This is a genomic window from Marinobacter sp. ATCH36 (genome assembly GCF_023555055.1).
Taxonomy (GTDB): domain Bacteria; phylum Pseudomonadota; class Gammaproteobacteria; order Pseudomonadales; family Oleiphilaceae; genus Marinobacter.
Window position 1 is genome coordinate 219,607 of record NZ_JAMJPL010000002.1, and the last position, 15,460, is coordinate 235,066.

A 15,460-nucleotide genomic window follows, 5' to 3' on the forward strand; every position below is an offset into this window, starting at 1 on the left:
TTCCCGGAACGGAATATCTGGACTCCACCGATCAAAAGCGAATATCAAGCTATTCGGACAGCCTCGCATTCTTTGGATCATAAATGAATCGGGTAATCGATCTATCCCGAATCCGCTCAACGGCCTCATCGATTATCGAAAGGGGCACCAGAAACCATTCCTTGGGCTTAACGGGGTGCCCGAACCGGTCTTTGATCTGGAGATCCAACTGAGCAGGGGCAAACACTCGATGGATCAGCGCCTCGAGTTTGGTGCGGTTGACCCCCACCAGCTTATATGTGGCCACCAATTCCACGCCCGCCAGCAGGTATGTCGCGTCATGCTCGGCATTGGCTATGCGAGCTTCTACTTTGCCACCGGTCACGCCAATCTTATGGATCAATTCCCGATGCTCAGCCACAAAAGGATTCTGAGACTTACTCCGGAGCACATAGATTGTGCCCGCCTCAACGTCGTCATCCTCCAAAGTATCCCGAAACAGTGGCCCAGCGTCGTGCTCTGTGATCCTCCGGCCCGTTTCGTCTTTATAAAGAGCACGCTGAAGCGAACGCAGCAAGATATCGCTCTCCGTTTCATTGGAATAGATCACCCGCAGCCTGGCATCGTTGTCTCCATTAGGTGCCTTGAACATTGCCCCCACTTCCGCGACATAAACCATCTGGCCATTCAAGATAAAGAAATTGCCCTGCTCGATACTGGCATCCTGGCCAAAGCGCCGGGTTTCCCGAATACCGGCCTTGAGCTCGGCCTCAACCTGGCGGAACAATGGCTTGAACTGGTCAAAGTCCTCACAAAGAGTCCGGTTGGCAATATCGTCTACCGCACGTTTTTCAGCTGTAGACCGAACATGGCGCAATTCCGTCAGCTCACCGCCAGGCACCATGTGGCTAAGCTCCGCCAGCAGCTCGTCATCATCCATGTTCTCCGCAGATTCTTCTTGAACAGTGGCGCCGCCCTCTAACAAACCTTGATGGTCAATCCCAGCCACTAGCTCTCGGCATTCCTCCAGGGCACGAATACGATCCAGCCGCACAGCGTACAAACGCTCAAAGATATCGCGATCTTCCCCATGCTGCGGTGCTCGGCCATGCTCCTCTACAAAGCGCTGAACCTCTACAAAGCCTGCAATGATTCGCTCTTCCCGGGCTGTCAGATTCTTTTCTTTCTTGGGCTGGGCAAATTCCTGTAGCTCAGCGCTCAGATCATCAAGATCCATCGTAACGGCCCTCTTCTCTGTACCTCATAAACGCAGCAGCACCCTCTGCCATTCGCCTTTCCCAGGCATCCTGAGAGGTATTTGAAGGCGCTCGGCCCCGCTCTCGCTTGAACTTAACCGCACGGATAGCTAGTTCTTTGGCGTCTTCCGGCGACAACGAGGTTCGTTTGGCTGAGATAATCGCAGCAATTTGCTTCAGGCTGTCCTCGCTCATGGTTTTGGCCAGAATCGCATAGGCCTCGCTGAACGGGTTAATCCGGTCGATCAGGTCAATATCTAGTTCGGTGACATCCATAGCGAATTTACGCACGCCGGCAATCAACGCCGTGTTTGGCTTCGCATCGGGCTCACTGCCGGTGCCAGTGGTCTCACCATCCCCGCCGCCAATGGTTTCAAGCAATGCCTGTTGCGCTTGCTGAGTCATATTCAATGCTGCAATGGCGTGCTGTCGGACTGCCTCCTGATCTTCAGCATCCAGTTCCGGGTAACGATCTTTTATGATTTTGCCCATGGAAACCTGGGTCAGCTCTTCCGGAATCATCTCCTCATCGAACAGACCCCGCTCAATCGTAGTCTTGTCCTGAACAAAGCTGGCAATCACTTCGTTCAGATCTTCCGTACAGATTCGACTGGCTTCTTCACTTTTGGGTTCGGCCAATCCTTTGATCTCAATCTGGAACTGGCCGGACTCTTCATTGATTCCGACATTGCATTTTTTGGGATCATACCCTCCCTCACCGTAGTCATAACCCTCTACCGGGCCAAGGGCTGTTGCTTTAGGCTTAAACTCGAAGCGAGGGGCCAGGACCTGCTCCATCAACAAACTGGCGGCAATGGCCTTCAGGGTGTCGTTCACCGCCTCCGTCACCGCCTGCTCCGAAGCGTCCGGCTCTGCAATCAAATTTGTGAAACGCGCGCGGGTTTTGCCTGGAGCGTCTCGGGTGGAACGGCCAATGATCTGAACAATTTCGGTCAAGCTCGAACGATAGCCAACGGTCAGCGCGTGCTCACACCAGATCCAGTCAAAGCCTTCTTTGGCCATGCCCAGGGCAATGATGATATCCACATGGTCACGATTGTTCTTCTGGGCGGGATCTTTCAATGCTGCGGATACTCGGTCTCTCTTGGACGAATCATCATCCACCAAGTCTGCAATACGCAGCACCTTCCCGCTTGCGATTTTTACCAACTGGAACCCGGTCTCCGGGTCTGTGCCCTGCCACTCCCCCAGCTCCTCAATGATATGCTCGACTTCCCGGACTTTGTCTTTCGTGCTCTCACGAGAGTTCACATTAGGAATATGAACGATGGTTTTCTCATTCGGGTTCAGCACTTCCAAGATGCTGTCTGAGTAGGCGCCAGAATAGAAGAAGTAACCAATATCGAGCTGCTTCAAATACTCATAGCCATTAAGCTGCTCGTAATAGGTATAGGTGACCGTATCAAAGCGAGCCTCATCTGTGGGGCCCAGCACCGCCTCCGCATCACCCCGGAAGTAAGAGCCAGTCATGGCCACGATATGGACCTTATCCCGAGAAATGAACTGCCCGAGGTGAGAGCCAAGCCGATTATCAGGGTTAGCAGAAACGTGATGGAATTCATCCACGGCAATCAGCCGGTCATCGAACGCCTCAACACCAAACTGATCCACGGCAAAGCGGAATGTGGCGTGAGTACACACCAACACCTTGTCGTCGCTGGCCAGGAAGGCACCAACCGACTTCACCTTGCCACCGTTGTCAGAACCGGGCGCATTACACAGGTTCCACTTCGGCTCTACATGCCAATCTGCCCAGAAGCCAAATTCGCTCAGCGGCTCATCGGCGAAACTGGAGCCTATGGACTTCTCCGGCACCACAATAATCGCCTGTTTCAAGCCTTGGTTGTGTAGCTTATCTAAAGCGATGAACATCAACGCCCGGCTTTTGCCGGAAGCCGGTGGCGATTTGATCAACAGATACTGCTCTCCGCGCCGCTCAAAGGCACGCTCTTGCATTGGCCGCATACCCAGCTCATTGGACTTGGTAGAGCTGCCGTTGCTGGCATAAGAGACTGAAACGGACGGAACGGTTTTGGTCATTGGGTACTTCCTGTTTTAATCCCGGTCTGATTATTTATCTGGCGTGCGGGCCTGGCGCTTTACCTGTTCCTCCAGCTGCTCAAGCTCCTTGAGGTCTTCCTCATCAGCCAACCTGGCTTCGTTGGCCTTACGCTTCTGGTCGAACTCGTCATAACGCTGGTGAGCAATCTTTTCCATCCTGTCGTGACTTACAGAGCCCGTCCCTTGCAGAATCGGCTGATCGTTGAACGCCAACATTCGGTCTACATTATTTCGCCAGAAATCCAGCGTGAGCTCTTTCTGATTCTTCACCCGCAGCTCCGCTTGCTCGAGGAAGATCACCACCAGACGATTGAGGCTGTCCATTTCATCGGCGGTCAGGTAGTTTTTGGCCGTGAGCACATCATTCTTGCGCACCCGGGAGCCTTTCCAGCTGGTCAGCGCCATGTTCGGCTGATCCGGGTCTGAACGCTTCAACACCAGCTCAGCGGCTGTGTAACCGGTTACGGCGTAAATCAGCTTGTTCTGAACCTCGGCAAAGAAAATCGAGGTTTCCCGCTCCCTGACCCGGTAATCCGAACTGAGCGCAAAGAGATCACGCACCTTCTGGTAGAAGCGCTTCTCCGATGCTCGAATCTCGCGGATACGCTCGAGCAGTTCATCGAAGTAATCCCAGCCGCCAGGATTCTTCAGGCGCTCGTCGTCCATGACAAAACCTTTGAGCAGGAATTCCTTCAGATGCGCACTGGCCCACTGGCGGAACTGAACACCTCTTGGAGAGCGGACGCGGTAGCCAATGGCAAGGATCAGATCCAAGTTGTATAGCTTGGTGCGGTAATCCTTTCCGTCAGAGGCAGTTGTCAAGGATTCCTTGACAACTGAATCCTGCTTTAGCTCTCCGTCAGAAAAGATATTCTTTGCGTGAAGGGAGACGTTCTGCTTGCTGGTCTGGAACAGTTCAGCAATTTCTATCTGGCTCAGCCAAACGCTGCCACTCTCTGCTCGCAGGTGGAGCTGGGTTTGGCCATCTTCGGAGGTGTAGAGGATCAGTTCGCTCACTGGTTACGTCCTTGTTCGGGTTTCACGCTTTTTGCTTGATCACGCTGCTTTGATGTCATTTTAGTGTAGAGATCGAACAATTTTTCCAGCCGTTCAGTATCGTTTTTGAACCGGCGACCTATGTAGATGCGCTCAAGTACCTCATCGTTACGCTCATGAGCCTCCCGCAAATCAGCAGGCATGCTTTTCGGGTCGTAAAGCTCAGCAATCGTGGCGGGGAAATGAGCCTCACGGGCCAGCAAAATATCCTCAGCGCACCTAGAAAGATCAGCTTTGTTCTTCTCCGTTAGTGTTGGCAAGGGAAATGTGTTCCACCCCAATGTATTTGAATACGAAAAACGCATTTCCAACCTCACGCAAACGGCGGCAATCCAAACCCAGTGAATGCGTGATGCCAGAATAGCGAGGTTCCAAAGCGGAGCATCGTATAAGGCGTAGAGTTTGTTCGTGACAGCCTGCTGATTGCTCAGAAGACCGCATGGTAAAAATTCTCGTCCTTCGGATGAAATCGCAGCGACCGCAATGGTGTGTGAGCAGCCGATATTCATTTCCCTCATCTGGTGCGCTCGTTTAGCCAAATCGTTGGCGCTCTTGTCGCGACTCGCCAGACGCACAGACTTTACTTCCTCAATACGCAAACGAATTGAATCGACTGCCATGGCCTCATCAAGATCTTGACCTTCAATCCAAATACAGTATCTCTCAAGGCCACGAATGAACTCTGCCGAGCCAAAAATTTGTTTAATAAACCGCTTTCGCTGCTCTGTAGTTAACCCCAGCCTATCAACCTCGCTCCTTGTTAAGAGAAGGTTCCCTCCATCAACAGGTTTATTACCAAAGCTCATCTCAGGGACACTTGTCAGGGGCTTCGAAGCCTTGTTGACGATGATGTCTGGAGCAGCAATCAAGTACGCATTTATATTCGATACCACTCGACAAACCGTGCCATCAGAGGAAGGGCGAACGTCAGAGTTGCCGGCAGCACTAGCATCCTCTGCTGACGGGGTGAACAGCCGACGCTTCGTGGCTCCCAAAAGATTGGAGATACCCACAACGACAACCGTTACACCAGCATTATGGCTTGCAAGATTGGCCCACTTAAAGCTCGTATGCGCGAAGGTTATTCGATGCCCGGTATCAAAAATCAGAGGCCAGAGGATCGGCACCTGCTGTCCTTGGCAAATTGAATTTGTCGATACAAATGCTGCCGCACTGGGCGTATGGCGCCCGTAATCGGCTGCTTTAACAAACCACCCGGCCACATAGTCGAGCGATTTCCAACCTTTCAGTCGACCGTCAAAAAGCCTTCTCAGATCTTCTTTCTGTTCTTTGCTCTGCCACGTTGATCCCAGATACGGGGGATTGCCACAGAGGTATGTTTCGCCCCCCTCATTCTCGAAATCAATTACTGCTTGATCCAGGGGCGTCTCAAAAAGATCGTCCGAACTGAGTTTGATGCTACTACCTGTGGGGGAGCATACCGTCAGCCAGTCTAATCTCAGCGCGTTGCCGCAAGTAATCCAGTTCTCAGCGTCAAGCGGAAGGAATTCCTGAAGCGCTTCTTTCTGCCCCCTGTAAAGTACATCGCACTGGTACTCCGCAATTATCAGCGCCAGCCGGGCAATCTCTGCCGAGAAGTCCCGCAGCTCAATACCACGAAAGTTCGTCAGTGGGATATCGCTTTTCCGCCCCGGCTCATCCCGTCGTTCATTGATCTCGCTTTCAATCTCTCGCATCTGCTTATAGGCGATTACCAGGAAGTTTCCGGAGCCACATGCCGGATCAAACACACGAATCCGAGCCATTCGATTACGGAGATTCAGCAGCTTGCGAGGGCTGTCACCAGCCTCCTCGAACTTCTCTCGGATGTCATCCAAGAACAAAGGATTTAGCACCTTGAGGATGTTTGGAACGCTGGTGTAATGCATTCCCAGCGAACCACGTTCCTCATCATCAGCAACGGCCTGGATCATTGAACCGAAGATATCCGGATTGATCTGAGTCCAATCCAGATTACCGATGTGAAGGAGATAGGAGCGGGCGATCTTGCTGAACTTTGGAACTTGGACGCCGCCGGAGAACAAACCGCCATTTACATAGGGGAAGCGCTCCGTCCACCTTGGCAGATTCTCAGCCTGGCGATCAGCCGCCCGGGTGTTCATGGCTCGGAAGACTTCGCTGATCACTTCATGGGTGTTGGAGGAATCCCGGGCACTCATCTGCTCCACGGTGTCCGTGAACAGGCTTTCACCGGCAAAAATATCGGTATCTTCAGCAAAGAAGCAGAAGATCAGCCTGGCCATGAAGTGGTTCATTTCATGGCGCTGCTCACTACTTCCCCAGTCAGGGTTGTCTTTCAGCAGCTCAACATACAGGCGGTTCAGGCGGCTGGTGGCCCGAATATCAAAAGAGCTGTCACGCAGCTGCTTAACGGCAGAAATGCCCGCCAGCGGCAGGAAGAAACCGAAGTGGTCAGGGAACTGCTGGTACTCACAGGCAACCGTTTCACCCGTCTCCAGATCCTCAGCCTCAAAATCAGCGCCGTCTGTAGAGAGGATAAACCGCGCTTTAGCCCGGGCAGTCGCCGGGCGCCCCCTTAGCTCATCCAGCTTATGAGTAACCTCTCCAACATCGGCCACGGCAATGTGGATGTTGTTGGTCTGTAACACGCCGCCAACGTCTGACTTGTTGGTGGCCCCAGCCCTCAGCCGCTTGATGGTGGTTTCTTTGTTGCCAAAGGCGCGCAGGAAAGCAAAGGGGAATTCTTCTTTGTCGAACGCCTCCAGGGCAAGGTCGGATATTGCTTCTTCGATTTCTACTGCGTTCATTGACAATACGCCTTCAACAATCTCGTAAGGTGCTGATTTAATTGAAACCAGGAAAGTGATCAACACGAAAGTCTACCAGCCGATCCGGAGAAGTGATAGAACGGGGCTAAACCTGACGAGCAAGCTATCTAACTGCCAGCGCTTAGCCTGGCGCCAGCTATGCGAGCGAGCACTATTACGGAGCATACGGACTAATGCGATTCGAGCCACAAAAACTGGAAATCATCGACAGCGACCCATGGGCGGCCAGCGCCTTTCAGCTGAGCGATACGGGGGAACGGCTTACCAATCTCGTTAAGCAAGCTGAGGGGCCAGCGGTTATTTCCCTTACCGCCCCATGGGGTACGGGAAAGACCAGCTTTTTAGATATGTGGTCAGCGTCGCTCCGGTTGGATGGCGCGAAGGTGGTCAAGTTCAGCGCCTGGGAAGTTGATTACACACACGATGCTCTTGTTGCGCTGATTCAGGAACTGAGCGAGCAACTAACTGATGATGGCGATAGCGATTCCAGGTCGATTGAACTAATCAAGGCCAAAGGGGGCGAATTACTGCGACACCTAGGCCCCCTTGCCTTGAAGGCTCTGACCAGTGGCTTGGTCGATATCAACGGGGTTGATGAACTCACTGAAAAACTAGTCGAAAAGAAACTGGCAGATCACGAGAACGCTAAGCTTTCCGCAACCCGGTTCCGGGAATCACTTAGCGGATACGCCAAGAAGCTTGAGGAAGAGAACAACGGTTTCCCCCTGGTGATCATCGTGGATGAGCTGGATCGCTGTCGCCCCAACTATGCCGTAGAGCTCCTTGAGTCAATTAAGCACTTCTTCAATGTCGATGGCGTCGTCTTCGTAATCGGAGTGGATATTGACCAGCTTGGAGAAGCAATAAAAGGTCATTATGGCCAGGGTTACGATGGGCACCGATACCTGAACAAGTTCTTTCATTTACAGCTCAAACTGCCCGAGCCAGACCTTACGGCATTTTGCTTGAATACGATCAAACGACTCAGCATGGCAGACATTTTCGAAGGGCGAGGCTTAGCAAACGCTGATCGGAACGCTTTTTCTGCCGATTTCATTGCTCGGCTGGCTGAATCCTATACGCTTTCATTGCGTGAAATTGAGCGGCTTTTACTGGAGGCAGGAGCCGTTTACTCATCAAACCCCGATGTGCCACCGCTACTCTCCAGAGCCATTCTTTGGCTGCTGGCACAAAAGCAAAGGGACACCAGCTTTTTTGAGTCGCTTCTGCGCCAGGATGTAACGGTAGATAAAGCTTGGGACACAATCCAACCGCATACCAAAAAGATGTTCCGAGAGCTTGTTCGCGAGGAAGCATATTTCAGAGTGGTTTTAACTCTCCTACTCGAGGGAAATGACGGTTTGTTTCAGCTTCAGAAAGCTTCTAATGAGCTCGTCGAGCAAGATGAAGCGCCGCAGGCTCAGGTAGACTACTGGACGTCAGTGCTGGGCGCCGCGACCGACCTTCTGAGCAAAAGGTATCGCTCGAACTTCATGGATCAGGTGGGCGCGACAATAAGCTTATTGGGGTATCGCCCCACTTCTGATAGCGCGCCCTACGGTCACTGAATTAGGTAGTTGGCATACGCAAATCCCGAACAAAGCCCCAGTCAGAAGGATGATCTATGACACGGAAACTTTCAGAGTATCGAATCGCCCGCGACCTAGCAGAGGCACTGCGAAAACGGCTGATTTCCAGTTGTATTCGTGACCTTCAGGCTATGAAGGATACCCTTCTGGCAGGAGAAGATTCCGGTTTAGATAACACCTGGGATGAAATTTGTGTCCAACAGCAACGGGAGCATTCTTTCTCTTGGCATGCCTACGTGGCTGCAATGGAAGCGTATATCGAGCAACGGGTAAACCAACTTCAGCCCTATGAACTAGATGCGCTATGGCTGCGCACCCAGAGGGGTGATGATTGGGACACCGAACTGGAAGAAGAGCGCGAGAGCTACCCAGTATTCGAGGATGATGTGGTGGTTTACTTGCAAGATGAATTGCTGACAGCGGCCAACGATTGGAGCAATGCCCGGATATCCAGATACCTGGATCGTTACTACGAGTAGCGCCTTGGCCAGCGTAAAAGGGGGCGGGGCCTACAAGAGGTCCCGCTGCTGCCGCTCTACCTCCCTGAGCATACTTGCCAACTCCCGTAATTGTGGCCTAACTCCTCCCTTCCAGGCATTCCGCGCAACCTGCGACTTTCCCTCAGCGCTTGTGGGGCCGGTGCTGCTTTTCCACGGTTGCCATTGCCGGATCAACTCCGCCTGTCTTGCCCGCCGCTCGGGTGTCCAGCCGTTCGCCATGGTCTGCCTCCAATAGTTTGTTTGGCGCTTTTCGCTTTTTTCGCGTGCGCGCGCGTTGTCCTTCATTGTTAACCTGTACCTGGTTGCCGATGTTGGCCTGCTGAAAAAATGCCACCCTCTTGGGCGCCTTGAGTTCAACTAGAGTTTGCAGGGTGGTTCGGGCTTGGCTTTGGGCTTTGAGGGCCAGTTTCATATACCGTTCAAGCCTGTCGAGATCCCCGCTTGTGAGGGCATCACTCGTCAACTTTGCAAACAGGCCATCGAGTGTGTGAGCCTGCGCCGTAAGCATGCCCTCTGCTCGCGATAGATCATCGGAGTTAATCGCGGCTGACTGCCTTTTGAGTTCACTCACCAACTCGGCGATCTGAGATTGATCCACATTCTGGCAAATCGTCAGCACAGAAGCACTCAGGCACTCTGGGGTAGTGATCGTCCGGGACAACGCCTGTTGGGCGCTTTCTTGACGTTGCGGAGCCGCATGCTGCGTGTCTGACTTCATATCACTCATGGTCACATTCTCCGCTGATCCGTCGAGTCTTTTTTAGTCCGTTCTGCGTCCGGTTTCTGTCCGGTTCCCGTCCGGTTTGTCCGATTTTGGTTTTGTTGGGGCTGTCCGTCCTGTCCGGTGTCTCTAAGGAACTCCGAACCGGACGGACAAAATAAACGTGAGGCCCATCAAGCCGCACCTGCTCACGCTCGGCCAAAGTATTCTTGGCATCATGAAACCGCTGGCGAGGAATGCCCTCCTTCTCGCAACGCTTCTTCCATAGATCCACCGTCACGTTGACGGCGTGATCCTCTCTCCCCTGGCTGGCAAGTTCTTCCGCAATTTGGCAGTGGAGTTGCTCCAATATCCCAAGAGCCGCTTTTTGCTGTTTGCCCAACTTCGCAGTCACAGGCGTAGGTGCGGTGTATTCAGAAGCTCTCAGCGCAGCACCTGCGATTGGTTCTCCAGTGTCATCATGTATTGGCACCGTCACCAGTTCGAATGCGAGCGGCTGGGGTTCTTCGGCATCCTTCATTTTTCTCGGAGTGAGGCGAATAAGCTCGTCTTCCTCGCTGCGACTAACCTCATACTCAGCATCAGCCGCACCTTTCAATGCTGAAGATCCGCGTGCGCCCCTGTCTCCATCTTTTCCGCTGTGATGGACGATAAGTACAGTTGCCTTCCATCGGCGGCGCAGTGCGTCAGCGTTACGAACGAATTGCCCCATATCCGTAGCGCTGTTTTCGTCACCGCCAAAGTTGCGGGCCAGAGTATCCACAACAATCAATGCTGGCGCCTCACCGGTGATGTCCGCCAGCTGTTCTACAGCCTGGGCAACACTGGCCGCGCTGGAAGCGCTCGAAAGCTCAGCAGGCGCTTCCGAAACAAATAACAGCTCGGGCATTTCATTGGCGTTGTGTTCCGCCCAGGCCCGCAGCCGGCGGGCCAGGCCATTGTGACCCTCACCCGCTATATAAAACACGGCGCCGTTCTTCACAGAATGCCCATGGAAGGGTGTGTCAGTGGCTATACAGCAAGACATATCCAGCGCAAGAAAGGATTTACCTTTGCCTGGCGGCCCATACATAACCGCCAGGGCGTCTTCCTCTATATAGCCATCCACCAGCCAGCAGACTGGGTTGACCGCCATATTGGCGGCAACCACAAATCGAAACGGTGGTATTGAATCAGGATATATTGCCTCTGGCACCAGAGGCGCAATATTTGCTGAGGTCATTGGCTCGCCCTCCAGTTCGCCAGGTCGTTAAAGTCTGACAGTGCTAGCGGTGCTTCAGGTGGAAATTCCGGCAAAACCATCCCGCAACCCAGTGTATGGGCGGCCTCAGTGGCAAACTTAACACCGGCATTCCCCTCGCCCTCTGATTCTGACTTTCGGTCATCATCGCCAGCAATAATCAAGGGACTGTTCAGATAGCGAGCTTGTAACTGGCGGCCAACCGCAAGAAGATTCCCCGCATTCATAGCGCAAGCAACAGGGAGCCCTTCATACATGCGGATTGTCGCTCCCGTAGCCCACCCCTCGACGATATAAAGCGGCTGACCGGGCTCCGGGGTACCAATGGGGGAGTAACACCCCTTTACTCTTCCGTCAGACAAGAAACGCTTTGCGCCATCCGGATAGATGAACTGGAGACTCACCAGGTCGGACTCCGCATATAAAGGCACGAGAAGGGCCGGCCCAGCCTGGCGCAGCAGATGTGGCTCGACATCCTTGCGGATCAAGTATGGATGGTTGCCGCTAGCAGGTTTTGACTGGTGCCAGATGCGATTGGCACGAACAGCTGCGTCACGCTGTGCCCCCGCCCTTTCCGATTCTCTGATTCGTCTGGCTTGTTCAATGCGGTTGGCAACCATCTGTGCCTCAAAAGGATCTACTGGCTTCCGGGCGCACCAGTTGTAGCTGGCATTTTCTTTCCAGGTTCCGAACGTTCCGGCCGGAACTCCATCCAGAAACAGCACATACCAGCCGTTCTTGCTGCCCGGCTTATCGCCGGGCACCTCGAATCGTTGAATCTTGCCATCCGGAACTGGAATCCAGTCCACCAAGCCAAACTTTTCCTGCAAAGCATCGCGGAACATGAAGACTGCCTCACTCATACCCGGCCCCCAGAGCCAGCAGAATGATTACGGCTACCAACACCAGCAGATCGGCAACTCCCGGCCGACGAAGGAGCCAGGCGGCAGCATTCATCAGCCATGCTGGAATGAATTTGCGATTACTCGACATAAAATTCACTCCTCGCTGCCTGTTTGGGTGCGTGCCAGCTTAAGCAGTACTTTGTGCCCCAACTCGCGCTGACTCTCTGGCAGTTGGTAGCGCGTAACGTTGCAAGGCCTTCCCCAATGGTTAGGTACTCGCTCCTGCTTTCGCTCAAAAACCAAGCCATGAATATTTGCCAATGCCGAGACGGTACTGTGCAAACAGTGATCACCGATACGCTCTGCTTCAAAGCGATTGAGGCTGGATCCAGCCAGAAAAACCGTCAGTATCCGGGCAGTCTTTGTCGGTGGTTTGGTGTTATCATCAGCCTTGCGCGGGCGGCTTTGTTCTTCGGAATGGGTCGCCATTTTCATTTCAAACCTCCCCATCCAGACGCGCAGCTACCCAGCTTTCGACCAGCTGACTATCCCAACCAACAGCACGAGGGCCGATTTTGCGTGCTTTCGGGAAGCGACCTTCTTTCATGAGGTTGTAGATATGTGCCCTACCAAAGCCAGTGGCAGCTTTGACTTCGGGCAGGCGCATAATGCGGCGGGGTTTTAGGGTATCGGACATGGTCACGTCTCCTTTGCGCTTGATTGCGCTTTGTGGACAAGAGACCTCCCATTATTCACATAGCCAGACTTCGCGGTACGACAAGACTCGCGGCTAAGTTTTACGATTTTAGATTACTGTTATTGTTAGCTTTTTCTTTCTACAGAGACAATAGCTTCCAATTCACCAAGATCGTCCATCAACTCATCAGCGAGACTAGGGACTGTTTTTTGGAAATTATCACCTCCGCTCACATAACCAACCGACTTTGCCATCAACGAGCGGGTAAGCTGATTTCCTTTCTCCTTTTCCCATATCATCAAATCGAGGTACGGCAGCAAACCGAAACGCCTCCAATTATGGAGCGCAAGGCGTTCCCGCCAGCTATCACGGGTACTTTCCAACCACTGACTGAAAGCTTGCTTGAGCACAGCATCGTTGCAACGTAAATCTACAAACAATGTTCCGTGGGGCTTGGTGTTCGTCTCATGCGAAGCTTCCTTATTCAAGTCATGAGGCGATTCCAACTGTAAGTCCAGAGGAACTTCAGATGTATTGGCAGGAACTGCCGGCCACTCAAATATCGAATCCCAGCGTTCCAGATCACGCTCCGGTGCTTGTCCGTTCTCCACTCTGTAACGATCAGTCGAATACACCTTTGCAATGTCAGACATCAGCAGCGGACGTATAGGGCACGATGGTGAGCCATCATCGAAATCAGCAAGCAAGTTTGCCCAACTACCACAACCGGACGCATCTAATGGCGACCTTCTGATTGTCTCCAGTTCGCAGATCAACTCCGGCATTTTGTCGCGCGCATAACGAACACACCGCTCGGGATCATCTATGGAGAGTGCGTTCATAAGCATAGAGAAACCATCCAGAATATTCTTCCTTATGCGCAAAGATGCCAACCATTCAGTCGGCCCAAAACCCTCGACTCCCTTGTAGTTCCTGAGATCAAACCATGCTGGTAATTCAGATGTTTTTGAAACCTTCCTCACTATCCCTCCCTAGAGAATCCTTATGTCACCTTGTCAAAATGGGATTATTGTCGCGCAACTAATCAAGCCCGCTTGAAGTCACCATGAATAACGTTATGGACGTTCAATATGACCTCTATCCTCTCCCCCAATTGGCGCCATGCTTCTGCCTTTTCTTCCGCGTAGTCATGGTGGAGGTAATGGCGGCGCACCTTGCCCTTCATAACGTGATTCTGGCAGCGATCAATAATGTCCAAAGAAATGCCAAGGCTTTGCATCATCGTAGCCCCGGTACGTCGCAAATCGTGCGGGGTCCACTCACCGTTGGCTCCGCCAGCCAGAACAAGGGTGTCGTTATGCTGGCGTCCAGACAGTGGCTTTGAGCGGTTTTTGAATCGACACTGGCGGTCGCCTATCTGTTTGCTGACGGTTTTAACAAACACATGACTGGTTTTGGACTTCGACGGGAAACAAAACGGGGTGTCTCCAGTTTCAGTGAGGAGGCGCTTGAAATGTGATATTGCAAAAGGTGACAGGAAAACATGATGGTCTTGACGCTTTCCACGCTTGCCTTTGGTGTTCTCAGCGGGAATAAGCCAGGTGCCGGCATCCAGGTCAATATGCTTCCACTCGGCTTTCAGGAGCTCTCCAATCCGGCAGAGCGTGCTCAAACAAAGCCATAACGCACACTGGACTCGAATATTTACCGGGCGTATACCGGAATACTTTTCGCCAGCTGGTAAATCTGAATAATCAGACTCAAGGCGAGCAAAGATATCGCGCAGTTCTCGGATCTCGTCGGTGGACAAAAAGCGGTCACGTTCTTCGTGATAGTCCGCATCTAGCAGCTTCTCAATATCTACTAAATCAGCGGGGTTGCCATCGACCATGAGCCCGCGCCAAGGCTTCCGTTTCTCTGCCCAGCGCAACATCTGACCCATGTCGTTGTTAAGAATCACCGCTGTTCTATTCAGGCCGCGCGCCCGCACGGCGCGCAAGACGGATAGAAGGTCTTTCTCAGAGAGCGCCCGGATTGTCTTCTTGCCGATATTTGGCAGTACGTCTTTCTGAAAGGAACGCTTAAGTTCGGCGTTGCCGTCTTGCCTAGCGACCCCATCTCTGACCCACTCAGCAAAGAGGTCGGCTATGGTCAGGTTGTCGGTAGCCTGGCGCTCTGCCTCGGCAATGGTAGCGGCTATGGCAGCCTGGGCTTCGATCTTCGCGGCTTTATTTGCCTTGGTAGGGTCTAGGCCCTTGGCCACTTTGGGCTTGGCTACATCACGCTCAGCCCGCAGCTCTGCCAGGGATTTCTTCGGCCAAGACCCTAATCGGTGATCATGCTTGCGGCCATCCAGCTTGAACTCGTAGCGGAACAACACCGTGATGCCCCGCACGCCGGCTCGAACCTTCCCAACTAATCCCCCATCCTCTCGCAGCGTCCTTCCATCGTCAGCATCAGTAAGTGACTCCAATTGCCGGACAGTCAGCTTGGCCATTATCTCTCTACTCCCAGTGCCATATTGAGCGAAACCTATTTTTGCCCCACTTTTTGCCCCACCGGATCGACTGGCTCTCGGTGTTTCTTAATGGACATCAACGGAGTAATAATAACCCTAACTCTATATTTTTACTAGGTTTTAGTGAGTACAAACTGGTCTTTTAATGTCTACTGAAATCTGTTTTTTAACCGCATGGGGTGCAAGGGGTCGTAGGTTCAAATCCT

At 52.8% G+C, this 15,460-nt stretch carries 14 protein-coding genes; 2 read left to right on the forward strand and 12 right to left on the reverse strand.

Annotated elements, in window-relative coordinates:
* Positions 1-49: 49 nt before the first annotated feature.
* Genes M8010_RS08705 through M8010_RS08720 form a run of 4 tightly spaced genes read right to left on the reverse strand, consistent with a single transcriptional unit; the run spans position 50 to position 7,162 of the window.
* Positions 50-1,216 (reverse strand): GIY-YIG nuclease family protein, encoded by a 1,167-nt coding sequence (locus M8010_RS08705; RefSeq protein ID WP_250090452.1) that lies wholly within the window; start codon positions 1,214-1,216, stop codon positions 50-52.
* Positions 1,206-3,296: a DEAD/DEAH box helicase gene (locus tag M8010_RS08710; RefSeq protein ID WP_250090454.1), complete on the reverse strand. Its 2,091-nt coding sequence runs from the start codon at positions 3,294-3,296 to the stop codon at positions 1,206-1,208. The genes M8010_RS08705 and M8010_RS08710 overlap by 11 nt, the downstream gene beginning before the upstream one ends.
* Positions 3,297-3,326: 30 nt before the next feature.
* Positions 3,327-4,334 carry a virulence RhuM family protein gene (locus M8010_RS08715; protein WP_250090456.1) on the reverse strand — a complete coding sequence of 336 codons (1,008 nt, stop codon included), beginning with the start codon at positions 4,332-4,334 and terminating at the stop codon, positions 3,327-3,329.
* Positions 4,331-7,162 carry a class I SAM-dependent DNA methyltransferase gene (locus M8010_RS08720; RefSeq protein WP_250091146.1) on the reverse strand — a complete coding sequence of 944 codons (2,832 nt, stop codon included), beginning with the start codon at positions 7,160-7,162 and terminating at the stop codon, positions 4,331-4,333. The genes M8010_RS08715 and M8010_RS08720 overlap by 4 nt, the downstream gene beginning before the upstream one ends.
* A gap of 194 nt (positions 7,163-7,356) precedes the next feature.
* Here M8010_RS08720 and M8010_RS08725 point away from each other — a divergent pair, with 194 nt between their 5' ends.
* Together M8010_RS08725 and M8010_RS08730 are read left to right on the forward strand one after the other, a co-directional pair.
* Positions 7,357-8,751, forward strand: a complete 1,395-nt coding sequence (locus tag M8010_RS08725) for a KAP family P-loop NTPase fold protein (protein WP_250090458.1) — start codon at positions 7,357-7,359, stop codon at positions 8,749-8,751.
* Positions 8,752-8,807: 56 nt separating this feature from the next.
* Entirely contained in the window at positions 8,808-9,251 is a 444-nt protein-coding gene (locus M8010_RS08730; RefSeq protein WP_250090460.1) for a hypothetical protein, read from the forward strand.
* Between the two features lie 142 nt (positions 9,252-9,393).
* Here M8010_RS08730 and M8010_RS08735 read toward each other — a convergent pair whose 3' ends face one another.
* The 8 genes from M8010_RS08735 to M8010_RS08770 all read right to left on the reverse strand — a co-directional run bounded on the left by M8010_RS08735 (position 9,394) and on the right by M8010_RS08770 (position 15,233).
* Positions 9,394-9,999 carry a hypothetical protein gene (locus M8010_RS08735; protein ID WP_250090461.1) on the reverse strand — a complete coding sequence of 202 codons (606 nt, stop codon included), beginning with the start codon at positions 9,997-9,999 and terminating at the stop codon, positions 9,394-9,396.
* The gene (locus tag M8010_RS08740; protein ID WP_250090463.1) at positions 9,992-11,215 is read right to left on the reverse strand and encodes an AAA family ATPase; all 1,224 of its coding nucleotides are present in this window, start codon (positions 11,213-11,215) and stop codon (positions 9,992-9,994) included. Before M8010_RS08740 ends, M8010_RS08735 begins: the two co-directional genes overlap by 8 nt.
* Positions 11,212-12,078 carry a toprim domain-containing protein gene (locus M8010_RS08745; protein ID WP_250090464.1) on the reverse strand — a complete coding sequence of 289 codons (867 nt, stop codon included), beginning with the start codon at positions 12,076-12,078 and terminating at the stop codon, positions 11,212-11,214. The genes M8010_RS08740 and M8010_RS08745 overlap by 4 nt, the downstream gene beginning before the upstream one ends.
* A gap of 10 nt (positions 12,079-12,088) precedes the next feature.
* Positions 12,089-12,226 carry a hypothetical protein gene (locus M8010_RS08750; protein WP_250090465.1) on the reverse strand — a complete coding sequence of 46 codons (138 nt, stop codon included), beginning with the start codon at positions 12,224-12,226 and terminating at the stop codon, positions 12,089-12,091.
* 5 nt (positions 12,227-12,231) lie between these two features.
* Positions 12,232-12,573, reverse strand: a complete 342-nt coding sequence (locus M8010_RS08755; protein WP_349666099.1) for a hypothetical protein — start codon at positions 12,571-12,573, stop codon at positions 12,232-12,234.
* 1 nt (position 12,574) lies between these two features.
* Positions 12,575-12,775 (reverse strand): AlpA family transcriptional regulator, encoded by a 201-nt coding sequence (locus M8010_RS08760; RefSeq protein ID WP_250090467.1) that lies wholly within the window; start codon positions 12,773-12,775, stop codon positions 12,575-12,577.
* Between the two features lie 125 nt (positions 12,776-12,900).
* On the reverse strand, positions 12,901-13,758 hold the full coding sequence (locus M8010_RS08765) for a DUF6387 family protein (RefSeq protein WP_250090468.1): 858 nt from the start codon (positions 13,756-13,758) through the stop codon (positions 12,901-12,903).
* Between the two features lie 62 nt (positions 13,759-13,820).
* A complete protein-coding gene (locus tag M8010_RS08770) occupies positions 13,821-15,233 on the reverse strand; it encodes a tyrosine-type recombinase/integrase (RefSeq protein ID WP_250090469.1) in 1,413 nt (470 codons plus the stop codon).
* Positions 15,234-15,460 lie beyond the last annotated feature (227 nt).